Here is a 26,436-nt window from a genome sequence, read left to right as displayed (position 1 = left end):
CAGGTCATAGATGAAAACGACTCCCCGCTTTAAGGAATATGCAAACTCCACAACCTACGCCATCGACGCCAAGGAGAAGGATTACCTGTATATCGGGGAATCCCGGATACCCGGCTCGGGCAATGGTCTGTTTACCGCCATACCGATTTACAAGGATGAGGTCGTTTCCCTGTTCAAAGGGAAAATTTTATCGGATAACGAGGCGCGCCTCAGGGCAACCAATGGCGCGGACGCCTATTTCATGAACATGCCCGATGGAACCATCTTGGATTCCATGGAAGTGCCCTGTTTTGCCAAATATGCCAACGATGCCTCGGGATTGGTCAAAACCAGGTACAGGAATAATGCGGATATAACGTTGGACGAAAAGGGCAATGTCTGTATCGTCGCCAATAGAAAGATCATGGCCGGTGAAGAAATCTTGTGCGCCTATGGTCCGGGCTATTGGCAACGGCATGGGGACAGGGGGGATTCGGTCACATGAAAAGAGCGGATGACATAATGAACTACGGCAGGTGGCTCCCGCTTTTGGCGGCGGGCTGTCTCCTGCTCGGCTGTGCGGACGGTCCGCGCCAGGTAAAAGGCGCGTGGCCGTGGGAGTACGGCAGGCAGGACGGCAAATATCCCAGCGGTGATTATGCCACCATGAGCGGCACCGTGGCGAATTTCGGGGATGCGCCACGGGCTATGAAGCCGGTATCCCCGGAAACCCTTCTCCCCGTTGCAGATTCCCCTGCCGGGGCTACCGCGGCATCGACACCTCCGCCGGCCGTGCCCATGGCCGGCAAACCTGTTTCGGACAAGGCGAGCGGCAAGGCGAAGCGGGAATACGACTTCATGGTGAACGACGCCAAAGTTGCACAGCCCTCCTATCTGCCCCAGGATGCGGTGCGCGCGGCCTACGACATCACCGCCTACAATCACGGCTACGCCCCGGTGTCCGTGGCCCTCGGCAGCGACCCCGGTACGTGGTACAACATCGCGACCGACAAAACCCTGCCGCTTACGGCCATCGTGCCGCCCCATACGGACCAGCCCCTGGTGCATGTGACGGCCATAACGAAGAACAAGGCGTGCAAGTTCGGGTACGGCTACGCGTGGAGCATCGGCGACGCTACCGCGCGCCACCTTTGCCCCGAACGGTACCGGTTCCCCTTTGGCGGCACGATCCGGGCCTTTGCCGCCGTGAACGACGATCCTGCCGCCGTCACGCCCTACACCCGTTATGCCGTGCTGTTCCATCTGCCTGCCGCCACCCCGGTGCGTGCCGCGCGGCAAGGCCGGGTGGTGCAGATCGGGGCAAACGGCAAATTGGATATCCTGCACAGCGACGGGACGATCGCCACCTATAGCCATCTGGGCGGGATCGGCGAGGGGATAACGGTGGGAAAGGACGTTGCGGCCGGCGCTGTCATCGCCATGGCCGGTGCGACGGACGCCAAGGAGAGAGCGTTCATCCAGCTCGCCGTGTGGCGTCCCGAACCGCGGCCCCGTACCGAGGGCATGGCGCCGGGCTATGAACTCGTTTCATTCCCCATGGAATTTTGCGGCACAGACTCCAAGGAGTGCAAGGTCATCACCCAGAGCCAATGGATCGGGAGGGGCAGGGTGCCCGAAGCGAAGAAGTAGGACAAGCGCGGGGGGAAGGATGGGGTTGGAGTCGGGATATAGCTCTGCTGTGAGTTTTTTCAAGCACGCCGCGCTTTTTGAATGTCCATTTTTTATCCTCTGGATTTGTTTTTTATCTATCCCTTTCCCGCGCCCCGCTGCTCCTCCCGCGACTGCAACCGGGCGCGGGTCATGCGTTCGCGCAGACCGCCGTCCTTCAGGAAGTCCCTTGCCAACGCCGTTATCTGCCGATCCAGCAGATAATTTGTCTGGTGGATCAGGCAGAGCGCCATGTTGGCCACCACCTGGGCGGGGCGGGTCTCCACAAACGGGCGATAGGTCTCGTAGGTCACCGGGGGCGTGTGCCCCAACTCCCTCACATACCGGGCTTCCCGGGAATCCTTTGCCCAAATCTCCAAATCCCGCACCCGCAGAAAATCGCGGTAATCCTCCAAAAGCTCCTCCAGGCTGGCCCGCGCCACGTTGGTCAGCTTGATTTCCATCTCCTTTGAAGTACCGGATGCCTTGCTCCCCTCCACGATGTTTTGCTTGCCGGAGCGGGCTGCCTGCACCATCTGATCGATGGTGCGGTCGCCCTTGGCCAGAAACCGGGCGCAAAACCGGAAGGTCAGGTCATAGACCACCTCGGCCTTTTGGTAGGAAAGCAGTTCGCGGTAGTTGCCGTGGGGCAGGATGATGGTGGTCATGGGTGGGCAAGGGGGGCGGTTTTAGGGGACTTATAGGGACAATGGGACTTATCGGTCTTATGAATTTCATGGGTCTCATGAGTCCCACAGGTCCTCGTCCTACGAAATTCCCCTCTCATCAAGGCCATAAGCGCCCCTCCCCATGATGCGACTTTTTTTGTCGCTCCCCGGTGCTAGGCTGACACCATGGAAAATGAAAAGAATGCTCCTGTACCGAAAACTAGTGGATTCAGGTGGTTACCATGCGGGAGAGAATCGAGCTCATTCGCCGGATGCTTTCAATTTCATCATGTACTGAATCACTTCGCGCAATTGATCTTTGGAAAGGCTCTCGGTCGCAGCCAGCAGCACCTTCTCCTCGTAGCTCAACGGGCGCTGATACTCCTCCCGGGTCCCGAAAAGGATAGTCTTCTCGTCCACGCCGAGGGCGTCGCACAACAGGGGGAGGATCTTCTTCCCCGGCCGGCGCTGCCCCCGTTCCAGAGCCGAAATATAGGGCTCCTTCACCTGGATGATCTCGGCCAGCTGCTTCTGCGTGTAGCCCGCATCCTCTCGGAATCTTTTGATGTTTTCTCCGACACTCATACCGGTTACCCCCTGTTGAATAGATTCTAAGCCTAATTTAATCCGGGGGATTGTCAACCCAAAAATCATTATGCATGTTATTCTGTTATTTATGAATCAAAAAGATGATGCGGCTGCGGCCATGCGGCAGAAGGCGCCGGACGTTGGTCTTGCGGGGCTCACACGCCTTTGGATGCCGCGAGATACAGGGGTTCGCCGGATGTCTTCAGTTTCATGGCAAACTCGATCACGATGAGCAACAGCCGGGTGGAGAACCCCTGGACCGCAGCCAGCAGGACCTTTTCCTCGCGCCGCAGCGGGCGTTCCCGGGGGCCGAAGAGAATCGTCTGCTCATCCACGCCGAGGGCGTCGCACAGCAGGGGGAGGATCTTCTTCCCCGGCCGGCGCTGGTCCCGTTCCAGGGCCGACAGGTAGGACGGCTTCACCCCCATGACCCCCGCCAGTTGCTTTTGTGTGTAGCCGGCTTCCTCGCGGATTTTTTTGATATTTTCCCCAACGCTCATGATGAGCACCTCCCCAGTGAATTATAGATAAGCATAATTTAACACCTGCGTTTGTCAATCTAAAAATCATAATGTTTATTTTTTGCTTGACTGCTAAATCAAATAGATTTAGTTTTTAATCAAAAAGGAGGTGTGAAATGCACGAAACGGATCAAACGGACCATGCCGCGGCCATGTCGGTCCGGCTCCCCCAGACCAAGAAGCGGGCGCTTCACGATCTCTCCCGGCGCACCGGCATCTCCGTGGGGAGCATCGTCAGGAGCCTGATCTACTCCCGGCTGGCAGAGGAGGAGGGGGAGGGGAAAATCCTGAATCCGCCACAGAGACACTGAGACACAGAGGTACACAGGGAAAGGCTGAAAACTGTTTCGGGTAACACCATCGTCGGGAATCGCTTTTCCCTGCCGGGCCTTACTCCCGGTTTTCTCTGTGTCTCCGTGTCTCTGCGGCGGACGGTACTCATTTTGACGTTACGGGGGGAATCATGGACGGATCGAGCAGGGCGGAGTGGTTGCAGGCGCGCAGGAGCGGCATCGGCGGTTCGGATGCGGCGGCGGTGCTGGGGGTGTCGCGCTACGCCACCCCCTATCAGGTCTATCTGGACAAGCGGGGCGAGCTGCCGGAGCCGCCCGAGAGCCCGGCCATGTTCTGGGGACGCGCCCTGGAACCGGCGATCCGCCAGCGCTACGCCGACGCCACCGGCCGCACGGTGCGGGTCCCGGGCCGGATTCTGCGCCACCGGGAGCGCCCCTACCTGCTGGCCACCCTGGATGGGGTCACCGACGACGGCCGGGTGTTGGAGATCAAGACCGCCCGCAGCGCCGAGGGGTGGGGCGAGCCGGGGAGCGACGAGATCCCCGAGGCCTACCTGTGCCAGGTGCAGCACTACCTCATGGTCACCGGGCTGGAGCTGGCCGATGTGGCGGTGCTCATCGGCGGGCAGGATTTCCGGCTCTACGAGGTGCGGGCGGACCGGGAACTCCAGGGGCTGATGACCGACCGGGAGGCCGAATTCTGGGGTCGGGTGGAGCGGGGCGAGCCCCCCGACGCCGCTTCCACGGCCGACCTGGCCCTCAGGTTCCGCCATCCGGTGGCCGCCACGGTCCCGGCCACCCCCCGGGCCGTCGCGGCGGTGGCGGGGATGAAAGCGCTCCGGGGCGAGATGAAGCAGCTCGAGGCGGAGGAGGAGCGGTTAAAGATCATCATCCAGACCTGCATGGGGGAGAGGGAGGGGCTCACCATCGACGGCCGCCTGGCGGCCACCTGGAAGGCGGCCAAACCCCCAAGCCGCTTCGACCACGACGCCTTCCGGGCGGACCACCCGGAGCTGTACCGGCAGTACCTGAAAACCGGCGAGGCGGCGCGGCGCTTCTTGCTGAAATAAGGATAACGGCTGACGTCCGCCACAGAGACACAGAGACTCGGAGGTACGGCTACGGCTACCACCCCCGGCCCCTCCTAAACTAGGAGGGGAGGAAAAACTCTTCCCCCTCCTTGATAAGGAGGGGGCCAGGGGGTGGTTGATCTTCCGTCTCTGTGCGCCTCTGCGGCTCTGTGGCAAACATGAAATAATCATAAGGAGATCACGACTATGACTACCGCACCAACCACCCTGGACAACCTGTTCGCCACCCCCATCACGCCCCGCGCCCCGGGCGCCGCACCCCTGGGGGACGCCGAGGGGGCCATCCTTCTGGCCCGGCGCTTTCCCCGTGACCAGCGGGAGGCCTTCGAGCGGATCATCGCCGCATGCCGCAGGGCCGGTCTGGCCCGGACCGGGCTCTACAGCTACAGCCGGGGCGGCTCCGACATCAGCGGCCCCTCCATCCGCCTGGCCGAGGCCATCGCCCAGAACTGGGGCAACATCCAGTTCGGCATCCAGGAGCTGGAGCAGCAGGGGGGCGAATCCACGGTCAAGGCCTATGCCTGGGACGTGGAGACAAACACGCGGCAGGAAAAGGTCTTCCGGGTGCCCCACCGGCGCGTCGGCCGCCAGGGAGTCCGCCGGGCGGAGGATGGCCGGGATATCTACGAAGCGGTGGCCAACCAGGGGGCGCGCCGCCTGCGGGCCTGCATCCTGGGGGTGGTGCCGGGGGACGTGGTGGAGGCGGCCGTGGAGCAGTGCGAGGAGACCCTGGCCGCCGCTGCCGACGCCTCCCCCGCGGCCCTGGCCCGGCTGGCGGAGGCCTTCGCCGCCTGCGGGGTGATCAGGGAACAGGTGGAGGCCCGCCTGGGGTGTCCCCTGGAGGCCGCCACCCCGGCCCAGGCGGTGCAGTTGGGCAAGATTCGCACCAGCCTGCACGACGGCATGAGCAAGCCGGGGGACTGGTTCGAGCCGGTGGGGGAGCTGGCCGCCCCAGTGGCCCCGCCCAAAAAGGGGGCCGCCGGGCTGAAGGAGCGGCTGCGCAGCGGGTTGGCCCGGAAACAGACGGCCGCCGCCAAGGAGGTATGACATGGAATGTCCCAAGTGCCATTCCCGCCACATCCGCCGGGTGGCGGTGATCACCACCCCCTCGTCCCTGGAGCGGTACGACGACGACCAGGCCTGGGTGGAGGGGGAGAGCTGCCTCATGTGCGGCTACTGGGCCGACGTGGGGCCGGAGCCCGCCGCCGCGAGTGATCTGAAAGGCTAGAAGATCAACTACCCCCTGACCCCTTTAGGACCCCAGAGGGTCCTCCTTATCAAGGAGGGGGAATACCTGGGTTTCCTCCCCTCCTAGTTTAGGAGGGGCCGGGGGTGGTAGCCATGTTCAACTTGCCAGGGGTTGTACAGCGTCAGCCCGTCGATGTGTAAAAAGTCTTTTATGTTGCGCGTGGCAAGGGGATAGCCGTGGGTCAGGGCAATGGCGGCGATCAGGGCGTCTTCCGTGGAGATCGCCTGGCCGGCCCGGCGTCTGCCGGCGACTATGGCGGCATAGATGGCCGCGCCTGTTGCGTCGAAGGGGAGGCATCTCTCGGCAAAATCCTGGGAAAACATCCCCTCTGCCGCCAACGTCAGGGCATCCCGGCGTTTTCCGGCGGGCAGGAGGGAAATGCCGAGCATGATCTCCGCCTGGGTGACCGCGCTGACGTAGAAAATGTCGCCGGTACGTCCCGCAAACCAGTCCAGCACCGTCTTTTCCGGCTGGGAGCGCATCAGTTCGGAGACCACATTGGTGTCGAGGAGGATGGCTTCCATGACCTACTCGCCGAACTCGGGCGGAGTGCGAACCGCCTGCCGCGGGGGGATCGGCAGGGATTCGACATTGAATGCCGCAAAACGCCGCTGGATGGCCGCCGCAAGGTCTTGTTCGCGCACCGGCGCGTTCAGGGTCTGGGCGAGGATGACCCGCGCCTCCGCCTCCATGGAACGCCCATGCCGGGCGGCCCGCTGGCGCAGTTGCGCCTTTATGTCGTTATCCAGGTTTCTGATGGTCAGGGATGCCATAACTTCCTCCTGTAATGCAATCATTGATTTCATTGTATGCAATGATTGCACGAAGCGCAAGAAAATGATGCGTTAGAGAGATCGACCACCCCCTGACCCCCTCCTTATCAAGGAGGGGGAAGAGTTTTTCTCCCCTCCTAGTTTAGGAGGGGCCGGGGGTGGTAGCCTTTCCGGTGTGGTAGCCGTGCTTGAGGCATGGATACGCGGCGGAATGCGATCAGTTCACGTAGGGGCGCATTGCATGCGCCGGGATTGGGTGAGCCCTGGGGGGGCAACAGATCGACCACCCCCTGACCCCCTCCTTATCAAGGAGGGGGGACAGAATACTTTTGAAGTTCTTCGAGGCCTCCGTGGCAAACATCAGCTTTTAAGAATCAAGATTGTGAGACGGTAACATGGCCCGCATACGCACCATAAAACCGGAGATCTGCACCTCCTCCCAATTCGTCGAATGTTCCCCGAACGCGCGGCTTCTGTTCGTGCTCATGCTCTGCTTCTTCGACGATGGCGGCAACCACCCGGCCAACTGCAAGCGGCTCAAGATGGAGGTCTTCCCGGCGGACGACTTCTCCATGGCGCAGATGGCCTCCCTCATGGCGGAGCTGATCGGCCAGGGGCTGGTGGTGGAGTACGGCCACGAGGGGGAGGTGTACTGGCACATCACCGGGTTCGCCCGGCACCAGAAGGTGGACCGCCCCAACCCCAAGTTTCCCCCGTTCGACGCGGGTTCGGCGCGGCCTCGACGAAGCCCCGCCGAGCCGTCGCCCCCGGAAGGGAAGGGAGGGGAAGGGACAGGAGCGGAACCAATGGGGCAGGGGAGGGAACGGGCACCAGCCGCGCCTCCCTTCCCGACGCAGGGCTTCCGGGATGTGCCCTCCCGGAGCGGGGGCGTGCCGGGGGACGCGCGCCAGCAAGAGCACGAGCGGATCATGGCGGCCAATGCCGCCGCCTGCCGGAGCTTCTGCGGGGAGGGGGCGTGAACGGCCAGGAGGACAAGCGCCGCTTCGCCACGCTCATCTACTGGCTGGCGGGGCGGATGCTGGCCCCCGGCGGCAGGCCGCGGCAGGTGGACGACCGCCTGCTGGCCGATTACCACCGCGCCCTGGCCGACTGCCGCATCGAGCGGCTGGAATGGGCGGCCCGCCACATCTTCGCCACGGAGAAGTGGTTCCCCATGCCGGTGGAGCTGCGCACGGCGGCCATGCTGGCCCCGTCCACCGTCCTCCCCCCGCCCCCCGACGACCGGCGGCAGATCGCGGAGATCACCGGGGAACAGGCCGAGGAAAACCGCCGCCAGTTGGGGAGGATGGTGGCGTGGTTCGAGGAGGAGGTGGAGGGACGGGGGAGGAAAAAGTGAACCATGGGACTGATAGGAAAATCATGGGACCTATACGTCTCATAGGACCCATAGGTCCCAGAAGCTTTCAAGGAGGTACCGATGTTGACCAACAAGCAGACCCTGTTCGTGAACGAATACCTGGTGGACCTGAACGCCACCCAGGCGGCCATCCGGGCCGGCTACAGCGCCCGCAGCGCCTATGCCAACGCCTGCAATCTGCTGCACAAGCCGTGGGTGGCCGAGGCGGTGCGGAAGGGGTTGCGGGAGCGGGCCGAGAAGCTGCAATTGAGCGGCGAGGACATACTCCGCTCCATCGTGGATATCCGGGGCAAGGCCGTGACCGGCGGCAAGCTCACCCAGGCGCTCAAGGCCAACGAGCTGTTGGGCAAGCACCTGAAGCTCTTCACCGACCGGGTGGAACACGCCGGTCCCGACGGCGGCCCCCTGGAGTTCTCGGACCTGGAACTGTCCAACCGGCTCCTGACCCTCATCGCCATCCTGGAGGAACGCGCCAATGGCTTGTGATGCTTTGGAAAAACTGAAGGGGCTGTTGGGGTACGCCACCGCCGAGGAACGGGCCGAACTGGCGGCCATCGCCCGGCGGCTCACCCCGGCTTGGGTGCCGCTGTTCCAGGGGCCGCAGCAGGCGGCCTACGACTCGGAGGCCGACGTGCTCTTCTACGGCGGCGCGGCCGGGGGCGGCAAGACCGATCTGGTCATCGGCGCGGCCCTGACCCGGCACCGGCGCTCCATCATCTTCCGCCGGGTCGGCACCGAGTTGCAGGCCATCTGCGACCGCATGGCCGAGATTCTGGGCACGGCGGAGGGGTTCAATGCCCAGAAGAACCTGTGGCGTCTCCCCGGCCGCCAGGTGGAGTTCGGGGCCGTGCCGGTGCTGGGAGACGAGAAGAAGTACCAGGGCCGCCCCCACGACCTCAAGGTCTTCGACGAGATCACTTCCTTCACCGAGGCCCAGTTCCGCTTCCTCATCACCTGGCTGCGCACCACGGACACGGCGCAACGCTGCCGGGTGATCTGCACCGGCAACCCGCCCGTGGACAGCCAAGGGGAGTGGGTCATGCGCTACTGGGCCCCCTGGCTGGACAAGGACCACCCCAACCCGGCCCAGCCAGGCGAGTTGCGCTGGTTCGCCGTGCTGGACGGCAAGGACGCCGAGGTGGAGAGCAGCGAGCCGTTCCTTCACCAGGGGAGGCGGATCAGGCCCCAATCCCGCACCTTCATCCCCTCGCGGGTCCAGGACAACCCGTTCCTCATGGAGACCGGCTACGAGGCCACCCTCCAGGCGCTGCCCGAACCGCTCCGCTCCCGGATGCTGGAAGGGGACTTCAGCGCCGGCCAGGAGGAAAACCCTTTTCAGGTGATCCCCAGCGCCTGGGTGGTCGCGGCCCAGGGGCGGTGGAGCGAGCAGGGCAGGCAAGGACCCATGGATGGGGTGGGGCAGGACGTGGCCCGGGGCGGCAGGGCCGAGACGGTCATCGCCCGCCGCCACGGGGCGTGGTACGACCAGCTCCTCTGCTACCCCGGCAGCGCCACCCCGGACGGCCCCAGCGCGGCGGCCCTGGCCATGGCGGCGGCGCGGGACGGGGCCCCGATCCACGTGGACGTCATCGGTTGCGGCACCAGCCCCTACGACCACCTGAACCAGGCCGGGGTGCACGTGGTGCCGATCAACGGCGCCGGGGCCAGCCACGGCACGGACAAGAGCGGCAAGCTCCGCTTCCACAACCTGCGGGCCGAATTGTGGTGGAAGATGCGCGAGGCGCTGGACCCGAAGGCCGTGCCGCCGGTATCCCTGCCGCCGGGCCAGGCGGTGCGCGCCGACCTGTGCGCCCCCACCTGGTCGCTCCGCTCGGGCAAGATCCTCATCGAATCCAAGGAGGACCTCATGGCCCGCATCGGCCGCTCCCCGGACCGTGGCGACGCCCTGGTGTATGCCTCGGTGGAGACCCCCAAGCGGGCGGCCTTCGGCGGCCGGGCCGGGCATGTGGTGGAATACGATCCGTGGGCGTAGGGGCGCACTGCGTGCGCCCAATCAGGCAGGTCTATGGGGATCAACCACCCCCTGACCCCCTCCTTATCAAGGAGGGGGGAGCGACGTCATTCCTCCCCTCCTAGTTTAGGAGGGGCCGGGGGTGGTAGCCATGCTCAATGCAGGGTGCATGCAATGCGCCCTACGATTCACATAGGTAATCACCGGGGAAATGGAGGTTGAACGATGAATATCGACGAGAGCATGGAGACGTGGCGCAGGCGGCGCTGGGTGAGCGCCCAGGAGTTGGCCCAGGCCATGGAGGTCACCCCCCGCACGGTGCGCAACTGGTGGTACTCGCGCAAGACCCCGCTCAAGGCTTGGATGGCCTACGGGGATACGCGGTTCATCCGCTTTACCGCGGCCTCGGCCATCGAGTTCGTGCAGGAGGGGTTTGCGGAGCCGTGAGTGTCTTCAATTTTAACATGGCGGAACTGCGTTGAAAGTTTTGATTCGGTCGTGTAGAGTGAATAGTGTGATATTCAAGTAACAAAATCATGGGTGCATTGTCGAAAGAATATTGCGGAAAAACATAACACCGATATAATAGAACAAAATTATGGAACGTATAGAGTCGATAAATCCGGAACGTATCATATGGTGTTGTGCTGATTACGGCATCACCGTGGGCCGTCTTGCATCCGAGGTCGGTATTGCGCCGGCCAGCATTGAACGCGTTTTGGACGGCGAAGATGGTGTAACGTTTAATCAGTTGCGCAAGATTGCCGATTTTTTCGGCCGTGGGGTGTTGTTTTTTCTGGAACCTGGGCCGGTCGATGAGGCACAGGTGCATACGCCCCAATTCCGCACACTTTCCAACCAAAAACCGGAGTTGTCCGCAAGCCTCAAGCAACTGATTGAACGGGTGGAAAAACAGCGGGCCGTTTATTTGAGCCTGCGTGAAGACCTGGATGAAGCTGAACAAGTACCGTTCAACCCACCAGAACTAAACCGTAAGAGTCCGCAAGAGGCAGCCCGCATTGCACGCATGTGGTTGGGACTGGCCGACGAAAACCATTTTGACACGTACCGTTTAGCCGTTGAAGCCCGGGGCGTGCTGGTGTTTCGCAGTAATGGCTATAACGGGAAATGGCAAATTCCCAAACAGAACCCGATTCTCGGTTTCACCCTATACGATCTAACCTGTCCTGTGATTGTTATTAAAAAACTGTCGGGGGAACCTCGGCAAGCGTTCACTCTTATGCATGAGTTGGGTCACCTATTGCTTCACAAGTCCAGTTCGATTGACGACGAGCATGACTTTCTATCCCATGAAGGCCGCGAACGGGATGCCAATGCGTTTGCCGGTCACCTGCTGGTGCCGGATGATTTCCTGGCGAAAATTCGGGATGCCGGACGGCCTAACGATGTCTCTCTCTACGACGAGTGGCTGGGACGGCAACGCAAGGCATGGGGAGTGAGTGGTGAGGTTATTTTGCGCCGGTTGCTGGATGCGGGGCGTCTGACTCAAGGCCAGTACACCGCTTATCGGCAATGGCGCGCAAAATTGCCTATTCAGGAAGGAGAAGGCAATCGGCAATATCGCCATCGCGAACCCATGCATCTGTTTGGCGATACCTTTGTGCGGACGGTTCTGGATGCATTGAATGCCCATCATATCACCCTTGCCAAAGCGAGCACGTATCTCGACAGTTTGAAGATCAAAGACCTGCATCAACTGGAAAATTATTATGCCGGTCTTTGATGCGTCGTCAATGATCTATGCATGGGATAATTACCCGATACGTCAGTTTCCGGGACTGTGGGAATGGCTGGCGCTACAGGTTAAGGGGAAAAAACTGGCAATGCCGAAAGTGGCATTTGAAGAAGTAGCACATAAAACGCCTGAGTGCGCTGCTTGGCTCAAGGATGAGAATATTGAACTGGTTGAAATCAATAATGCGATTCTGCATGAAGCAATGCGTATCAAAAAGCTTGTCGGCATTGTCGATGACAACTACCACCCCAAAGGTGTAGGAGAAAACGATTTATTCATCATCGCAACAGCAAAGACATGTGGGGCCGAATTGATATCGGACGAAGAAAGACAAACCACCTTACCCAAAGAACCCACCAAGAAGAAGATCCCCGCCGTCTGTTCCATAAAAGAAGTAATAGTCCCCTGTTTCAGTTTTCTCGAATTTATCAAGCGTAGCGGCGAGGTATTTCGTTAAGGGGAAAAATCAGGGATAACCCTTCTTTCTTCCTTTACCTCAGCCTTGGAGGACTAATAATGGGACAGGCAACAAATAAGTAGCTGAGGGATCAATAAGTAGCTTGTCCACTTGTTAGTCTCTGAAGAGGAAAACACAATGAAGTCGCTAGCCGTTATTTTGATGTGTATTTTTGTTTTAGGATGTTCAAAACCATATCGAACTGGCAGTGTATGTGTTGAGCCATTTCTAACTTCTAATTATAGCACTTCTGACCCTATTGTAGTAAAGCAGGATATTGTCGATGCAATTGAACCACACATGAGAAAAGAAATATTAAAACAGATCTTGAAAGGCACAAAGCTCCAAACAAAAAGTGAATGCACGTCTGTTGAATATATATTAAGTGGTAACATCGTCAGTGTAGATACAGGCTCAGTCCAAAGAAACATGTTTGCGGGACAACGGTATTCCAGCCAAAATTATACAATTGAGGTGGCTGGTACTTTGAAATCTGTAAAATCAAATTCAGATGTTACAAAATTCAATGTTAGCTCGTCTGGCAGTTTAATAGACAGTAGTTTGCGTAAAACACTTGAAGAAATTGGCTATTTTATTGCTGAAGAAATTAAGCAATAACCTCATAGGACGAATAACGGGACAGGCACCAAATGGGTCGCCGAGGGATCACTAACCGGCTTATCCTCTTATGGTTTACTAATCGGCGCCAGCTCTCCCGCCGGGTCCCCGGAGCGTTCAAGTGCGGCCGAGCGCCACATGCGCAGGACGGTCGAGGTATTGACGATGGCGATGACCGTCTCCAGGAGGGTGCCGCCGATGGAACCGCTGAGGATGTTGTTCGCCAGCCAGCAGAAGGTGCTGGAGAGGATCACGAGCCGCATGGGTATGCCCTTCATGGTGAATATGGCATACGTGGAGACGCACGAACCGATCACGGGAAGCCAGCCGAAGAGGCTTTTCGTCAGCATCAGGCCGATACCGACATTGGCGACGATGACAACGACCGCCACCAGGGACGAGCGGGTCTTTAACGCCAGGAAGGAACGGAGGCTCGTGAGCAGGGCGCTTGCCGCGGCGGTCGGGTTGCCGAGCAAAGAGAAATGAACGGTGTAGGCGATGCTTTCAAGGCCGACGAAAAACTTGAGGGGCCGGTCCTCTTTCTGAAGAAATGCGATAAACCCCAGAACGAATGCGATATATCCCACGCACTGGGGCAGAGAATAAAATTCCACCAACCTACTCCTGTAAGCCAATAAGTATGGGCCGGCTTCCAACCCGTTGACGGTTCAGCCGGCCCTTTTTCATAATGGTACTTATACGTATTGTTTGCAATGGCATTTTCATCATGCAGACAATGGGGAGTGCCGGTCACCAACGTGGGGGGCACTAGGGCGACAGCGGGCACCAGCGAAGTCTCCGGGGGGCACTACGTGGCCTTCCGGGGGCGGAGGGCGGCGGGGACGGCGTCGCGAGAGACGGCGAGCCCCTGGGCGGCTGCCCCGTGGTTCGCGGTCGAACCGTGGGGATGCACCCCTCTCCGTAGGAGCGGAGGCGGTGCGGTCGCTAGAATTTGGCCTTGGTAAAGAGTTGGATGACGTTGAGCGGGCAGTTCTTGTCGGCCTGCGTTTCGCAGTGCAGATAATACAGCCCCATCATCACGGCAAGCAGTGCTACAACCACATAGAGAGAAATCCGGGATGGTTGCATGGCGTCCTCCTGCAAAATCCTCTTTGCGGACGGTGCTCAGTTCCGGGCAAACTGAACTGCCCGCCCGCTCCGTTGCGCTGTACCCCCTCCGGTCTACCCGCCGACCGTGGCTTTATCGGCCATTCACCCCTGCGTTCATAATTTGCGTACTAATTATATCACAAGCGGCGCGGTTTGGGTGCAAGATTTGATAGCGACGTGGCGGTTGTACCGGGGAGGCGGCGTGTTCAGGCTTCCCGGTTGTTGCGTTCTCGTCCTGAAGTGCTATCTTGAAGTCTGTCGCCGGATTTTTCTTTGAGGAGAACAGCATGCACGTGGTTGCCATTTGTCATTGGCAGGAAGGGGCTGACGAGTTGGTGCAGGCGCTCGCCGCGGCTCTCGGCATAACGGCCTATGAAGCGCGGCCACGGATGCTGGGCGGCGGACCTGCCGTCGTGGCCAGTTTCGCCGATCCGCAGCGGGCCTTTGCCCTGGCCGGGAAACTGGAACGGAGCGGGTTCGCCACGCTGGTCTTCGACGCCACGGAGGTGCGCGGCAGGGGAGGGCGGTTCGTGGTGCGCCGCTTCGAGTTCAAAAAGTGGGCGCTGCGCATCGAGTCGGGCGACGGGCAGCAGGCAGAGATCCTCTACGGCGATATCGACCTGCTCCTGCCGTGTACGAGCGTCGTCGGGACCTCCGAGACCAAAAACGTGACCGAGCGCAAGTTCAGCCTCGGCAAGACCCTCCTTGCCGGGGGGGTGCCGATGACCACGAAGGTCGAGCGCCAGGAGGAGGTGTCGAGCGAGCAGCGCACCAAATTCCTCCATCTCTATGCCGGCACGCGGTCGCCGGCCGTCTTCAGCCAGAGCGGCATGACCTTCGATGGACTCGGCGACGCCATGAAGATGTCGCGGGAGTTGAACTTTGCCCACCTGACCAGCGAGCTGCGCCGGTTATGCCCCAAAGCCGCGTATGACGACCGGCTGCTTACCCCGGCCGGCCAGGCTCGCTTGCTCGGCCCCGGCCTGAATTCGGAAACCAACCTCAACCTGGCGGTGGAGATCCTGGCGCTCAGCCTGCGGGAACGGGGAGCCGTGGGGTAGGATGCCCCCTTACGGGGGCTTTCCCGGTCGCTTTTCCCGCTGGAAGATGCCTCTGGGGGGACCCCCTGTCTTTTCCACCGTGCCCGTAGCTTATCTTCCGGGATGATTGGCGAATTCCAGTGACAGGTAATGGCCGGGAGTTCGCTCTCCCGCCCCCGGCAGCGTCACCACGTGTCGTTCAACAAGCAGGTGAAGCTCTAGTCTCTCCGGTCGCCGAAAAGCTGGAGCATCATGAGGAAAGCCTTGTATGGCGATATTATATGCTGGAGGTTGCCTGTATAACTGATTGTTTCAATAGAAATATTAACATATTACATATTTTGCAGTTGCATATAAAATTACATTATTGTTATTTGATGTAATTAAATGTGTGTGTATTTGCATTAATCGGGCAATTTATTTACATTTTAGTGAATATAATTCTGCCCAGCAAGACAAAGCTTCGTACAAAGCTTCCGACAGACAATGTTCGATGCCGATTGCCAGTTGCAATTGGTCAAGACTAAGTTTGCTTGCGGGTCACTCTCTCCTGTCGCCGAAAAGCTGGAGGATCATTAGAAAAATATTTATGAAATCAAGATACAAGGCGAGTGCTCCGGCAACCGCCGCACCACCCCTGACCCCTTTGAGTTTCTGGGTGTCGTAGGCGGTAAGTCCGATAAAGACGATCAGGCCGATGCCGCTGACCACGAACTGAACCATGTTGGAATGGAAGAAGATGTTCACGACCGAGGCAATGACAATGCCGATCAGCCCCATGAAACAGAAGGAGCCCAAGGACGTCAGGTCGCGCTTGGTTACGAACCCGTACACACTCATGGCGCCAAAGGTGCCGGCCGTGGTGAAAAAGGCGGAGGATATTGACTGGCCCGTATAGACCAGGAATATCCCCGAGAGTGTCACCCCGTTGAGAGCCGAGTAGAGGAGAAAAAGGGGCGCGGCTGTGGCGGTGCCCATGCGGACGGCAAAACCGCCGATGGCGAAGACCAGTCCGAATTCAGCAATGATCAGGCCGAAGAAAAGCATCCTGTTGGCATAGAGTATTTTGAACAGTTCGGGTGAGCTTACCACGGCCAAGGAAACAAACGCTGTCAGGCAGAGTCCGGCGGCCATCCAGCCATAGACCGCACTCATGGCATTGCTCTGAGCCGTTACCATCGTGCGCGGTAAGGGGGTACTGCGCGGGGATGAAGGGAAAGGCATATGAATAACTCCTCTTATTTTGGATAATTGCTACATTCAATGTAATCACAGCGGAATAAAAAATCAATCGAATGCTTGGCGAAATAATTAAAAGTTGTATAGCATTCCATAGTCGCTCGCCGCTATTTTCATTTTTTTAACCCTTAAAATAGAGCAAGGCCAAGTCGAAAGGCACAATTTTATGGAGGTGGCTGACTCTGTGGAAAAGTACACACGTGTGATAATCCTGATATTGACCTTGGTATTACTTTTTCTAGCAGCTCCAGCGACCAGTGAGGTAATCCGAATCGTGCCCGGCCCCCTGGACGGCTGCAAGATTATGACTCCCTGGGGGGACTACATCGCCGTGCAGCAAGGGTCAACTATCTGGGTTGGGACAGAGGCTGAGTATGAACGGGCTCGGATAAGTTCCATCCTCGGAAATATGGGCATGAAGGAGGTTCAGCTTGAGGGTATTTCTGGGCCCAATGTTCATGCAATCATATCGACAAACCAACCGTCCATGCCAGTTGGAGGAGTGCAGCTCTACCAGATAGAGAGCCAGATTTTGTTTGGGGTAGGCCCAAGCAAAAAGCTTCACAGACCTCCAAAACCAGCGGATACAGAGTATGTGTCCGTAACCTGGCTCCAGAGCAAGAAGGCTGCCATCACGCCTCGGCTGTACGATCTCGAAGAGAAGAAGTCCTTGAAGCCTTTCAAAACCGAGATGATCGGTGGCCTCCACAATAGCGAGTTCATGGTTGCAAGGGCAGCCGCCACGCATAAGGTCGGGTTGATTTTCGCGCACAATAAATCAACGCCCGGGTACCTCCAACTTGCTTCTCTCAGCCAGGCACACTACAAGTCGATCATGGATTCTGTACAGGAGAGTCAAAGGCTGAAAACCCCAGTATATAAGACACAAGTCGCCGATTTAGCTGCTTTGCATGAGCTTGACTCATCTATTCCTGCTGAATTGGATAGCTCGATCCCGATCAAAGATGAAATCGACTACGACAAATTGCCAAACAAGGGCTGCCCGATGAAGACCAACTCTAAAGGGAAGAAGGTTTCCGACCGACAGCTCGATGGGATCTACGTGGGGATGAGTGAGAGTGAGGTTCTGAACCGCTTCGGCCCCCCCACCCACTGCACCCCTCAAGATGATGGCTCAATCTGGTACTGGTGGAAGCGCAGCAGCGGGAAAGGCGGTGAATCTATGGTGGATTTCGACCCCAGGGGTATTGTGATGTCTACAGGCGGAGATGCCGATTGAAACGGCAGATTCAGAAACAAGGAGTGTCTGACGATGAGTGATTCCACCAGAGTTGAATGGGATAGGATTTCTAAAGAGGTTGTCGCAGCAATGAGTGCTCATGTCGAGTCGTTTAGCACCCCGATATCCAAGGCTTTGTCGGATGAAAACGGCGAGTACGGCCTGCACCATGGCACAGGAACATATTTCGAGGCCGACAGAGTCAAATATCTCATAACGAATGAGCATGTGGCATTTGAGCTTACCAAAATGCCATTGACCCATATGTTCAAGGGTAGTGAAACAATCTTCAGGTTAATAAACCCGATGCCCGCACTGCCAGTTCCTGCAGATGTTGCCATTTGCCGAATCGATGAGAAGGTCTGGGGCAGGGAGAGCCATGACGGATTGGCCATTCCCCTCAGCCGATTTGCCAGAAGACATGCACCAGTTCAACACGAGCTGTTGTTCTTTGCAGGTTTTAGCGGTGAAAGATCCAAGTTTTGTTATGATACTCTCGCGACATGTGGGACTCCCTACGGGACCCAAGAATGTCCGTTCTCCGACGAGGCTGTGGCTAGAGGTGGTGACCCAAACTTCCATTTTTCATTGTTTTATTCACCTGATCGAGCACAAAGCATTGATGGCAAATCGAGTCTGCCAATCCCCCCCGGCTTTAGCGGCTCACTGGTGTGGGATACAAAGCTGGTCGCCTGTCTTCAGAGCGGGAAAGAATGGTCACCAGATATGGCTGAGATAACAGGGATTGTGTGGGGATGGCCGTCAAGCGCTGCGTGCATTTTGGCCACAAAGGTTGAATTCATGGGTGTCCAGGACTTGTTGGACAGAGAAAGGCGGCAGGCTATTTCTGGGGTCACCGACATATCCAAGTAGATCTATAACTGCGTCATAATTATCTTACCTCAGCAATTATATATTGATTAAGCTTCTCCAAACATAAGAAGCGTGCGGCGGTATCGGTATATATTATAGCTGCCTTACATTGAATCCAAAATATCGGAGCACTTTTGTAGTACGGCCGTTGATAACCGGCAAATCATTGCTGCCAACCCACCCCAGAATCTCCTGAGCGTTAGCTTGGCCAAACTCGTTCAGTTTATACTTTGGGTTAAAGATAACGTTGGCGAGCCGCTTCACAGATTCATCAGGACCGAATAATAGGTACGCAAGAGTTTCCCGAATCCGCTTGCCGTCGTTGTTTTTGAAAAACTCGATTTTCTGGGTGGGGGTGCTGCCCTTGTAAAATCGGAACCGATCGCCAAACGAGTGAGCTACCGTCAGAGCATCAAACAGGTCATCATCATTTTGCGCCATGATCGATTCTGATGAGGTAAAAGCCTTTTTGATGCACGGGTAATTTTCGCTGACTATGGTTTCCTCAAAATGTGTCCAGGGTGTTAAAAGCCATTCTTCAACCAAAGCCCGGATTTTCTCCCGCTGTGGTTCGCCACTTATGAGAGGTGCCTTTTCCCAGGCGTCTACAGGCGCATGTTCCTGTCTAACAAAACTGATAAATGAATCGATTTCGAGGCGAAGGGGAATTTTGTCTTCCGGTACTTTTCGCTTTCCAATACTCTCATAAACGCTTCTGACCACATTGAAAGCGCTGATACTCTCCTGGTAGCTCTTCCGATAAGATTCTAGGAAGATGTTCTCTTTTGATTCCTTTATTTTCCCGCGGTTGACGTTTTTGGCTACCACATTACCGATTTTTTCAATGATATTCTTATCAAATTCTTCAATGCCTTTCTGAAGTTGAGCAAATTTAACGTAATTCGCAGAATATTTGTCCAATTCCTCTTTGGTGAGAACCTTGGCGTCCTCCCAATATTCAGCGAACAAACTCGCAAGTTCGAGGAACCGAGGATCGCCGGCCGGTACGGTTACGACAACCTCCTGGTTGGTCCAGACAGCAGCCCTCGTGAGATTTGCCGAGCCAACAAGAGCGACATTGTCGCCAAAGATGTAGATCTTAGCGTGGAAGGACCTGTCGGTGAAGTACCGAATCTCAATATTACGCAGTTCCATCAATTCGGCAAGAGCTGTAGGGGATGTCGGAAAACCAAGACGAACTATCAGGCGTATCCGTTTACTCCGAAGCAGTTCTTGCACCAAATTGGCTTCAGTAAAAAACGCTACGGCGGCATAGACGTTTTCAACGCCGGTAGCGTAATGGGTGATAGCGTTCCTTACGAAATCGCTACGAGAGTTTCTGTTGGAGTAAAGGCCGTCGTGCATTCTATGAACTCCTATAAACTATTAAGGAGACGGCAATTTATTTCCTGGCGGCGATAGCCTCTTCCACCCATGTTTCGAGATTGTCTTTTATGTCATTATACGCATCGGTGCTTTTTGGGTTATAACACTTCACGACACTGGAAAGTTTACTACCATCCTTGAAATTGAAACCATCAAACGGATTTGCCCCTTGCCGGCAGGTCCCATTTCTGGGGCACTTCAGGTTATGAATATAAATACCGAGAAGCCCCTTGCCATCATTCCAAGCTTTTTCAATCTCGTATTTGACCCATGGACGGTTTGAGGTTTGTTCGCCGACCAGGACGACAACACAAGAACGGTAGGACATATTGTCTTCAATCCATTTCTTGATTGATGCATCCCCTTTTTTCTTGACCTCTTCCCAGTCATTTTTCGATACCGGCTGGTTGTCTTCCAAAGCTCCGATATTCCTAACTTGCTGTACCCTCATCACATCGTTATCAAAATGGAAGCTATAGAATATTTGTCTTTTGGGCATCGGAGATCTCCTTACTTTCCTGCAGCTTTAGCTGCTTCCTCAATCCTCTTAGCCAGTTTTGCCATATCGACATACTTGTAACTCTTATATCCGCCAGCCGTTATTTTTGCCGGAATAGATCCAGGCTTGTCGGTCTCCTCTTTATCATTCTTTAGGTGGTGAATCTGGATGCCAACAATCCCGTTCCCTCTTGCTATAGATTGTTCAATTTCGTAATTAATAAATTTCCGGCCGGCTGTTTTTTCTCCGATAAAGACTACGGTCACAGATGTATTTTCTAAGGCCTTATCAATCATCTTTTTGATTACAGCATCGTCCTTTTTCCTCGCTTCTTCCCAAAGGGAGGCATCTTTAAAACCAGCAGCCGCTACCCCTGTGATGTTCGGAATGTTCCGTATCTGGTTGACCCTCCAAATGTCGCGCTGGTAATGAAAGCTGAAGAACACATTTCTTGCCATAATTACCTCCTGATGATTTTGTCGAGCAATCTCATTACGGAATCCACGAGTTCGTCGGGTTCCAGGGCAGGGTCACCAATCTCGGTAAAGTTTTCATCGAATTCCTTTGAATGACCTGGGTAGTATTTGTCCAAACCGGCGGAAACTTCCTTCCATAGCTCAGCTGCCATGTACCCCGTAGCTCCGATAGGGACGATATAAAGGCCGTTTTCCAGAGCGATTTCAAATTCACGACGAACTCCATTGGCAAGAACAACATTACCTCCGTCCAGTTTGTTGCCAAACATAAATATCGCTATCCCGGCAAGGGAAATCATATCCTTCCGATATTCATCCCAAACCGCTATGCCGGTCTTATTCTGAGGAAATGGTCTCACCAGGATTTGTTCATCCCTAGCCTTGACCGCACTTGAATATATCTCCTCCATCGCTCCATTGATGACTGCGGTACCCATCCCCAAGCCATATCCGGAAACGATTTTGAAGTCCCGCCGGATTAGGTTACTGCTGATTTCATGGACAAGTTTCTCTCCATTGTCTTTTCCCATGGCACCGTATTCGTGAGCGCTCCCGGATATAAACACGGTCTTGACCTTGTAAATTCTTTCGATTTTCCACAGAATCTCTGTAATCTGGGCAAACTCATCGATAAGCAGTGTGGTTACATTGTACCGTTTCAAATCGTTGATGAATAGTTCTTGCTTCCGAACCTTGTATTCATAGTCAGCCTCATCCAGGCATTCCGATCGGGATATGCGTCGCATGATGCAGAAATGTTCCCGTTGATGTTCCGTATAGGTGGCTCTAATACGGCTCAGGACGTAGTCGATGTTCGGGTCGGTAAAACTGAAGCCGAGAAACAGGAAGGTCTTTGATACGAGGTCGCCAGTGAGTGCGGCGATATATGGAACGAAATCGATGTGGTATTTCTCATAATCTTCTTTTATGAGCACCGCTTCGGCAGGGTGGTCGACGTCGCCATGCATCTTGTAGACAACGGCATCCCGTTTCGGTCTCGTATTGGCAAGCTGTTTGACCGTGTATTTAACGTCAGGCACCTTGTGGACTGCCTCAAGAGCCTTTTCGATAAGTTTATCGTAGTTGGTCGTCCAGTAGGTGGTTATCGGTAGCCTGGCCAAAATCCTATGGTTTTCCGTTAGAGTTGCATTCCTACTGAACTCATCGATTAATAGCTGGTTGATGCGGTGTCGGTTCCGCCCCTTCTCGTTGCAATGATATTGAGCTAGGGACACCAGGTTATCCTCTTTCCGGATATCCAGTCCCAAGTCATCAGCAAGCGGCTTGAGGAGGGTTTTCCAGTCGACGAAACCGGCTGCAACTGACAACCCCGCCCCGGCAAAGATGGCGGCATTGTTCTCCTTCACCTCTTTGGCAAAATGTTTGATGAAGCTGGCTATCTGGCGGTCCATGGCATTCTCGTTTTGGGGCTGATAAATGGGAGAGAATATGTACGGGGTGATGTGCTTGAAAATTCATTTCGAATACAAATATATTTACACCATTAAGCCAATCCGGTCCAGCTGTAAACCATGTTGGCCCGCAGCGCCCGGCGGTAGAAATTCTGGGATTTCCTCTTTGATTTTCTCTGGCTTTTCATCCATAAATCACCTTTTATAAGGATACGACCCTGTAAGCCAGGTAGTGATTGCCCCAGAGGAGCTCGGCTCCTGAGCCGAGCAGCAGATCCAGGCAGGCCAGCTTCTGGTCAAAGGTGACCTGAGGATCGCGAGAATCTACGAAGTCCCCCAGGGCAACGTGTTCAGTCTCGAGCTTGTAGTGAAGGAAAGCCTGGGCCATAGGGAGGTCCCCGTGTATATCCCCTATGACTATTGCCATGTCACGGCATCTCCATAAAATGCAGAATCAATGTGAACCCCGCCGATGTCAGTGCAAACATCAGCCAACTTACTGCAGCTGTTATACAGTCATCCCTACCTTTCCGATCAAAAACAGCTATGCATAACATAAGCACGCTCATCCCCGCAGGAACTGCAATAAGGCGGTAGAGGAATGGCCGGAGGTACGGACCAAGCATGAGAAATGGAATCTGGATTGTGAAGCCACGGTTTGGCATATATCCTCACTCCACAATCTCCTGTCCAACATCCGGACCAGAGTTTATTTCTGCGGGATCAGGCATATTTTCTGGGGTGATCCTGTCAACCAGGTCATCCAAACCAGGCACAGGTCCTTACAAACCGGTCTGTTCAGAGTCCTCAATCTTCAGGTTTTGGAACTTCGTAGGATCCACAACCTGAATGTCCGTAATCTCGTTCCGGCGGCACCAAAGACCCCATACATAGAGACCGTCCGGGTGGCCGCCTTGAGCACCCTTGAGGAGATACACCCTTCCAGACTCCGTCACCCCGGCCATTTTATCAGCATCAAACTGCACAATGGCCGAAGACACCCTGCCTTCACGGCCCATTACGCTGAAGCCAACGAAGTGGCGGGTCCTACCGGGCCAGAGATTCGACGACACCTCGTAGACCGTCCAGTCGGTGAGGACAATTTCGGGTTCTCTATCAATAGGCTCAGTTTTCCAGATCGGCATTTCATTCCTCCGTCTACGGAATACAGAAAACTCACAATAGACAAAACTCAGGAAATTCTTGATTGATCGGATGTCGATGCTTTCACCAAGGGCTTTATTACCACCGTTTTTTTCAATTTTTCTTCAAGAAATTTTTGGATCTGGACATGCATGGCCTCAACTTGGTCTTCAAGCTTTTCAGCCTTCTTCTCTGATTTCGCCAAAAGTTTGTTCAATTCAATAACATTTTGGGCAAGTGCGGCCTTTGATGCTTCATTGACGGCAGCAGCCTGCTCTGCGGCAATTTTAGCTAGGCGCTCCTTATCCAACATCATCTTTAGGTCGGCTATTTCTTTCGCGAGCTGCGGAAGAGATTGTAATTGAATTTCAGCCTTTGCAAGCGCCAATTGGGCGGTTTCACGGGCCTTCGATTCGGCAGCAAGTTCTGCTTTTACGGTATTAATTGCGCCTTCGGCAATATCCTTGGCGGTTTTGATCTCATCTGCGGCAGCTTGTTCTGCGATGTTTATACGTTCTGCCGCCTCGTAATTGACTTTATCCCGCTCAATCTTGAGTTCCATGATCTGGCCCGTCTGCCGCTGGATCATGGCAGTTGCCTCGACAAACTCGGATTGTAGTTTTTCAAGAGCAGTGGTTGCGGCGGCTCCATCGGCCACGGATAATGCCAAATCGGCCTGACAATCGGCAAGCGCGGTATTTGCTTCCATGGTCGCTGCGGTAACTGCTTCTTGTATTTGCTCTGCCAATATTTTAGGTATACGGGGATCAAGACTAATTTCAGGTGCTTTGGCGGGTGGCTTACCAGCTTTCCATGCAGCAAGTAGCGGTGTAATTTTGTTTGGGTTGCCTCCGCCGAGTACATCACGAACGTTACGGACAGATACTCTATTACCATCTGCGAGCAATTTTTCGGCGGCGGCAGCAATTACATCATAATAATCAGACTCTTCCATATCATTTCTCCAAATATCGTTATCCGTAATAATAACGTTATCTGTTATGTAATATTTGTAACGTTATCAGTCGCATTATAAGGGTAACCACCAGGTATTTCGTTTAGCACATAATGAAATATAAATCAACAAAAACAGTAAGTTGCAATAAGTTGGCTAAGTAAACAAGCTATTCAAGTACAACATATTATATATATTAAATATTTGTCTTATATATTTATATCTGTTTTTCAATACATCCCACATATGGTTGATTCTTTCAACTTTTTGAAATACGCTAAAGATGTAATACTGATGACAACCCGGTGAGAATCTGAAATGACAGGATTAGATAATTTTTTCATTGTATTTAGCAGATTTTAGGAGGGGATTTTTTTGAATTTTTTCATATCTTGGAACTGCGAATTTCTAACAACCGCCATCAGTACCTCTATGAAATTCCCTTTCTTGATGCGGTGTTGCGGATGATAAAGAGACCAAGTTAATGCTTCGTGCAGACCCCAATCTCTAAACCATTTTTCGTTTCGCATAGTGTTTTTGACATATTCAAGATTTTTTTGAAGCAAAACATGGCATGCCGTACACACACAAACACATTTATCGATCTCCTTCAATACTGTTATCAATTTTGATCTGTTGCAAATCAGTTGGGCTACTGTTGCTATTTTGAACTCAGGAACGACATGGTGGAATTGCAGCTTTTTAGGGTCGTTCTCGTCACATAATAGACAACCAAGAGTTCGTTTAATCTGGTTAACAATATCGTGAATGTTATCACGCTTCTGTCTTTGACGTTTCTTCAACTCTCTGTGCCATATCGGATTTAGCTTCTTCTTATTTTGTAGGAATTCTCGCTGTGCTTTTCGTTGTCGGTCCTTGTCGGAGTATGGCATTGTCTCCTCTGGGTCAATATATCGACATTTACAACACGTTCAATCTGCCAATATTACATTGAATATATAATTTTAGTCAATATGATAACGCTCTGCATGGTTTTAATTGTCGCCTGAATGTCTGACTATTAGACTTAGGAGGGCGCATGAAAACGACCAAAGTTTTGCTTGGCGAACGAATCAGGGAACTGCGGAAAAAAAGGCAAATGTCCCAGGAACAATTGGCTGAGAAAATACAAATTGCCGCAAAGAATCTGAGTAGAATTGAAGTTGGGCAGGGGTATCCTTCTCTTGACACTTTAGAAAAAATATCATTGGTTTTGAGTGTTGAAATGAGGGATTTTTTTGATTTTCAGCATCTTGAGTCTGCCGAATCAATATCAGCATCATTGAAATCAATAATAGATTCTGCCAGTGAAGAAGAACTAAAGATGTCAATTAAAATGATTAAGGCCTTGATAAGGTGACTGAGATAATTGGCAGTGTAACAGCGCTTTTACTTTGTTCCGTAACATAATGATGATATAGAATACAACCTCGAGTTTGCAGTCTGACGGAATCCGGAACGCGGATATCAAGAAATAGTCATCATCATAATGTGTTACTTGTCTCCCAGCAATAACATACAACAGCCATGTTCATCCTTACAGGCATAGGTATGGTTTTCGACATCAGGGCACACTGCTCTTCCGTTGACGATGTATTTGCACTCTTCAATTTCTAGCCAGCTAAGTTTACGATTTTGTGCCAAGTCTTTGGTGTCATGTATATGAAGTTTTTTGGGTTCTTGTCTTAATATGGGACCATAATCCCTCAAAAGTTCATTAATTTGATATTTGTTTTTATACAATTTTGTGGTATAGGCCAGTGTATAGTTAATAATAGCATAATCTGAATGCTGCGTGGCAATATGACTTATCTCCACTTCAAGTGCTCTACTAAGTACTTGTTCAGATTCCTCGTTTTCTTCGCCGCAAACTACTATATTGGCCGTTAGCTCTTTTTTAGATGTGTAGTGCATGTCGACCATAACCATCCACCGTTACAGTCCTAAGTTTCAGGCTCGTAGGGGTCTCAGCTTCGATGTACCACTCGTATTTAAATCCTTCTGATTCATAATATAGCATTAGAATATCTCCTTTTTATTGTTGCAAACAAA

General features: G+C 54.5%; 35 protein-coding genes. 18 read left to right on the top strand and 17 right to left on the bottom strand.

Annotated features, from left to right (window positions below; translation table 11 throughout):
• Nucleotides 1-10: 10 nt before the first annotated feature.
• On the top strand, nucleotides 11-484 hold the full coding sequence (locus ET418_RS04830) for an SET domain-containing protein (protein WP_149306438.1): 474 nt from the start codon (nucleotides 11-13) through the stop codon (nucleotides 482-484).
• Nucleotides 481-1,629 (top strand): M23 family metallopeptidase, encoded by a 1,149-nt coding sequence (locus ET418_RS04825; RefSeq protein WP_149306437.1) that lies wholly within the window; start codon nucleotides 481-483, stop codon nucleotides 1,627-1,629. Before ET418_RS04830 ends, ET418_RS04825 begins: the two co-directional genes overlap by 4 nt.
• A 116-nt stretch (nucleotides 1,630-1,745) precedes the next feature.
• Here ET418_RS04825 and ET418_RS04820 read toward each other — a convergent pair whose 3' ends face one another.
• From ET418_RS04820 to ET418_RS04810, 3 genes are all read right to left on the bottom strand, one after another.
• Nucleotides 1,746-2,315, bottom strand: a complete 570-nt coding sequence (locus ET418_RS04820) for a four helix bundle suffix domain-containing protein (RefSeq protein ID WP_149306436.1) — start codon at nucleotides 2,313-2,315, stop codon at nucleotides 1,746-1,748.
• 261 nt (nucleotides 2,316-2,576) lie between these two features.
• A complete protein-coding gene (locus ET418_RS04815; RefSeq protein WP_188055296.1) occupies nucleotides 2,577-2,900 on the bottom strand; it encodes a helix-turn-helix domain-containing protein in 324 nt (107 codons plus the stop codon).
• A 158-nt stretch (nucleotides 2,901-3,058) separates the two neighbouring features.
• Nucleotides 3,059-3,403, bottom strand: coding sequence for a helix-turn-helix domain-containing protein (locus tag ET418_RS04810; protein WP_149306434.1), 345 nt, complete (start codon nucleotides 3,401-3,403; stop codon nucleotides 3,059-3,061).
• A 137-nt stretch (nucleotides 3,404-3,540) separates the two neighbouring features.
• Here ET418_RS04810 and ET418_RS04805 point away from each other — a divergent pair, with 137 nt between their 5' ends.
• The 4 genes from ET418_RS04805 (at nucleotide 3,541) to ET418_RS04790 (ending at nucleotide 6,036) form a co-directional block, all read left to right on the top strand.
• Entirely contained in the window at nucleotides 3,541-3,735 is a 195-nt protein-coding gene (locus ET418_RS04805; protein ID WP_149306433.1) for a hypothetical protein, read from the top strand.
• 152 nt (nucleotides 3,736-3,887) lie between these two features.
• Nucleotides 3,888-4,787, top strand: coding sequence for a YqaJ viral recombinase family nuclease (locus tag ET418_RS04800; protein WP_149306432.1), 900 nt, complete (start codon nucleotides 3,888-3,890; stop codon nucleotides 4,785-4,787).
• Between the two features lie 207 nt (nucleotides 4,788-4,994).
• Nucleotides 4,995-5,855 carry a hypothetical protein gene (locus ET418_RS04795; RefSeq protein ID WP_149306431.1) on the top strand — a complete coding sequence of 287 codons (861 nt, stop codon included), beginning with the start codon at nucleotides 4,995-4,997 and terminating at the stop codon, nucleotides 5,853-5,855.
• A 1-nt stretch (nucleotide 5,856) separates the two neighbouring features.
• Nucleotides 5,857-6,036, top strand: a complete 180-nt coding sequence (locus ET418_RS04790) for a hypothetical protein (RefSeq protein WP_149306430.1) — start codon at nucleotides 5,857-5,859, stop codon at nucleotides 6,034-6,036.
• 83 nt (nucleotides 6,037-6,119) lie between these two features.
• Here the strand turns inward: ET418_RS04790 and ET418_RS04785 are convergent, their stop codons facing one another.
• Complete coding sequence (locus ET418_RS04785; protein WP_149306429.1) at nucleotides 6,120-6,581, bottom strand: type II toxin-antitoxin system VapC family toxin; 462 nt, start codon at nucleotides 6,579-6,581, stop codon at nucleotides 6,120-6,122.
• 3 nt (nucleotides 6,582-6,584) lie between these two features.
• Nucleotides 6,585-6,830: a FitA-like ribbon-helix-helix domain-containing protein gene (locus tag ET418_RS04780; RefSeq protein ID WP_149306428.1), complete on the bottom strand. Its 246-nt coding sequence runs from the start codon at nucleotides 6,828-6,830 to the stop codon at nucleotides 6,585-6,587.
• A 395-nt stretch (nucleotides 6,831-7,225) separates the two neighbouring features.
• Between ET418_RS04780 and ET418_RS04775 the strand changes: the two genes are divergently transcribed.
• From ET418_RS04775 to ET418_RS04740, 8 genes are all read left to right on the top strand, one after another.
• A complete protein-coding gene (locus ET418_RS04775) occupies nucleotides 7,226-7,810 on the top strand; it encodes a hypothetical protein (RefSeq protein WP_149306427.1) in 585 nt (194 codons plus the stop codon).
• Entirely contained in the window at nucleotides 7,807-8,187 is a 381-nt protein-coding gene (locus tag ET418_RS04770) for a hypothetical protein (RefSeq protein WP_149306426.1), read from the top strand. The genes ET418_RS04775 and ET418_RS04770 overlap by 4 nt, the downstream gene beginning before the upstream one ends.
• An 81-nt stretch (nucleotides 8,188-8,268) precedes the next feature.
• The gene (locus ET418_RS04765; protein WP_149306425.1) at nucleotides 8,269-8,694 is read left to right on the top strand and encodes a terminase small subunit; all 426 of its coding nucleotides are present in this window, start codon (nucleotides 8,269-8,271) and stop codon (nucleotides 8,692-8,694) included.
• Nucleotides 8,684-10,201 carry a terminase gene (locus ET418_RS04760; protein ID WP_149306424.1) on the top strand — a complete coding sequence of 506 codons (1,518 nt, stop codon included), beginning with the start codon at nucleotides 8,684-8,686 and terminating at the stop codon, nucleotides 10,199-10,201. The genes ET418_RS04765 and ET418_RS04760 overlap by 11 nt, the downstream gene beginning before the upstream one ends.
• 204 nt (nucleotides 10,202-10,405) lie before the next feature.
• Nucleotides 10,406-10,627, top strand: coding sequence for a hypothetical protein (locus tag ET418_RS04755; protein WP_149306423.1), 222 nt, complete (start codon nucleotides 10,406-10,408; stop codon nucleotides 10,625-10,627).
• Nucleotides 10,628-10,778: 151 nt separating this feature from the next.
• On the top strand, nucleotides 10,779-11,924 hold the full coding sequence (locus ET418_RS04750) for an XRE family transcriptional regulator (RefSeq protein WP_149306422.1): 1,146 nt from the start codon (nucleotides 10,779-10,781) through the stop codon (nucleotides 11,922-11,924).
• On the top strand, nucleotides 11,911-12,393 hold the full coding sequence (locus ET418_RS04745; RefSeq protein ID WP_149306421.1) for a DUF4411 family protein: 483 nt from the start codon (nucleotides 11,911-11,913) through the stop codon (nucleotides 12,391-12,393). The genes ET418_RS04750 and ET418_RS04745 overlap by 14 nt, the downstream gene beginning before the upstream one ends.
• Nucleotides 12,394-12,531: 138 nt before the next feature.
• A complete protein-coding gene (locus ET418_RS04740; RefSeq protein ID WP_149306420.1) occupies nucleotides 12,532-13,011 on the top strand; it encodes a hypothetical protein in 480 nt (159 codons plus the stop codon).
• A gap of 68 nt (nucleotides 13,012-13,079) precedes the next feature.
• Here ET418_RS04740 and ET418_RS04735 read toward each other — a convergent pair whose 3' ends face one another.
• Complete coding sequence (locus ET418_RS04735) at nucleotides 13,080-13,625, bottom strand: YgjV family protein (RefSeq protein ID WP_149306419.1); 546 nt, start codon at nucleotides 13,623-13,625, stop codon at nucleotides 13,080-13,082.
• Between the two features lie 331 nt (nucleotides 13,626-13,956).
• On the bottom strand, nucleotides 13,957-14,100 hold the full coding sequence (locus ET418_RS18085; protein ID WP_188055293.1) for a hypothetical protein: 144 nt from the start codon (nucleotides 14,098-14,100) through the stop codon (nucleotides 13,957-13,959).
• Between the two features lie 308 nt (nucleotides 14,101-14,408).
• On the opposite strand from ET418_RS18085, the gene ET418_RS04730 reads away from it, so the two are divergent.
• Nucleotides 14,409-15,182 (top strand): hypothetical protein, encoded by a 774-nt coding sequence (locus ET418_RS04730; RefSeq protein ID WP_149306418.1) that lies wholly within the window; start codon nucleotides 14,409-14,411, stop codon nucleotides 15,180-15,182.
• 519 nt (nucleotides 15,183-15,701) lie between these two features.
• Here ET418_RS04730 and ET418_RS04725 read toward each other — a convergent pair.
• Complete coding sequence (locus ET418_RS04725) at nucleotides 15,702-16,385, bottom strand: Bax inhibitor-1/YccA family protein (RefSeq protein WP_420819512.1); 684 nt, start codon at nucleotides 16,383-16,385, stop codon at nucleotides 15,702-15,704.
• A 199-nt stretch (nucleotides 16,386-16,584) separates the two neighbouring features.
• Here ET418_RS04725 and ET418_RS04720 point away from each other — a divergent pair, with 199 nt between their 5' ends.
• Together ET418_RS04720 and ET418_RS04715 are read left to right on the top strand one after the other, a co-directional pair.
• Nucleotides 16,585-17,640, top strand: coding sequence for a hypothetical protein (locus ET418_RS04720; protein WP_149306417.1), 1,056 nt, complete (start codon nucleotides 16,585-16,587; stop codon nucleotides 17,638-17,640).
• Between the two features lie 33 nt (nucleotides 17,641-17,673).
• Nucleotides 17,674-18,513 (top strand): hypothetical protein, encoded by an 840-nt coding sequence (locus tag ET418_RS04715; RefSeq protein ID WP_218043365.1) that lies wholly within the window; start codon nucleotides 17,674-17,676, stop codon nucleotides 18,511-18,513.
• Nucleotides 18,514-18,606: 93 nt separating this feature from the next.
• On the opposite strand, the gene ET418_RS04710 is transcribed toward ET418_RS04715, so the two are convergent.
• The 8 genes from ET418_RS04710 to ET418_RS04675 all read right to left on the bottom strand — a co-directional run bounded on the left by ET418_RS04710 (nucleotide 18,607) and on the right by ET418_RS04675 (nucleotide 25,277).
• On the bottom strand, nucleotides 18,607-19,878 hold the full coding sequence (locus tag ET418_RS04710; protein ID WP_149306416.1) for a phospholipase D-like domain-containing protein: 1,272 nt from the start codon (nucleotides 19,876-19,878) through the stop codon (nucleotides 18,607-18,609).
• A gap of 37 nt (nucleotides 19,879-19,915) precedes the next feature.
• The gene (locus ET418_RS04705) at nucleotides 19,916-20,398 is read right to left on the bottom strand and encodes a TIR domain-containing protein (protein ID WP_149306415.1); all 483 of its coding nucleotides are present in this window, start codon (nucleotides 20,396-20,398) and stop codon (nucleotides 19,916-19,918) included.
• Nucleotides 20,399-20,409: 11 nt separating this feature from the next.
• Nucleotides 20,410-20,856 carry a TIR domain-containing protein gene (locus tag ET418_RS04700; RefSeq protein WP_149306414.1) on the bottom strand — a complete coding sequence of 149 codons (447 nt, stop codon included), beginning with the start codon at nucleotides 20,854-20,856 and terminating at the stop codon, nucleotides 20,410-20,412.
• 2 nt (nucleotides 20,857-20,858) lie between these two features.
• Entirely contained in the window at nucleotides 20,859-22,286 is a 1,428-nt protein-coding gene (locus tag ET418_RS04695; protein ID WP_149306413.1) for an SIR2 family protein, read from the bottom strand.
• A 202-nt stretch (nucleotides 22,287-22,488) separates the two neighbouring features.
• Nucleotides 22,489-22,713, bottom strand: a complete 225-nt coding sequence (locus tag ET418_RS04690; RefSeq protein ID WP_149306412.1) for a metallophosphoesterase family protein — start codon at nucleotides 22,711-22,713, stop codon at nucleotides 22,489-22,491.
• Nucleotides 22,714-23,068: 355 nt separating this feature from the next.
• On the bottom strand, nucleotides 23,069-23,431 hold the full coding sequence (locus ET418_RS04685) for a hypothetical protein (RefSeq protein ID WP_149306411.1): 363 nt from the start codon (nucleotides 23,429-23,431) through the stop codon (nucleotides 23,069-23,071).
• 47 nt (nucleotides 23,432-23,478) lie between these two features.
• A complete protein-coding gene (locus tag ET418_RS04680) occupies nucleotides 23,479-24,384 on the bottom strand; it encodes a DNA-binding protein (RefSeq protein WP_149306410.1) in 906 nt (301 codons plus the stop codon).
• Nucleotides 24,385-24,743: 359 nt separating this feature from the next.
• Nucleotides 24,744-25,277, bottom strand: a complete 534-nt coding sequence (locus ET418_RS04675; RefSeq protein WP_149306409.1) for a hypothetical protein — start codon at nucleotides 25,275-25,277, stop codon at nucleotides 24,744-24,746.
• Nucleotides 25,278-25,423: 146 nt separating this feature from the next.
• On the opposite strand from ET418_RS04675, the gene ET418_RS04670 reads away from it, so the two are divergent.
• Nucleotides 25,424-25,744, top strand: a complete 321-nt coding sequence (locus ET418_RS04670) for a helix-turn-helix domain-containing protein (RefSeq protein ID WP_149306408.1) — start codon at nucleotides 25,424-25,426, stop codon at nucleotides 25,742-25,744.
• A 134-nt stretch (nucleotides 25,745-25,878) separates the two neighbouring features.
• On the opposite strand, the gene ET418_RS04665 is transcribed toward ET418_RS04670, so the two are convergent.
• Entirely contained in the window at nucleotides 25,879-26,307 is a 429-nt protein-coding gene (locus tag ET418_RS04665) for a hypothetical protein (protein ID WP_149306407.1), read from the bottom strand.
• Between the last annotated feature and the right edge of the window lie 129 nt (nucleotides 26,308-26,436).

The sequence above is a fragment of the Oryzomonas rubra genome, assembly GCF_008369015.1.
Lineage (GTDB): Bacteria > Desulfobacterota > Desulfuromonadia > Geobacterales > Pseudopelobacteraceae > Oryzomonas > Oryzomonas japonica.
The sequence above is the reverse complement of the archived record's forward strand: the minus strand, read 5'-3'. Positions and strand labels throughout refer to the sequence as shown.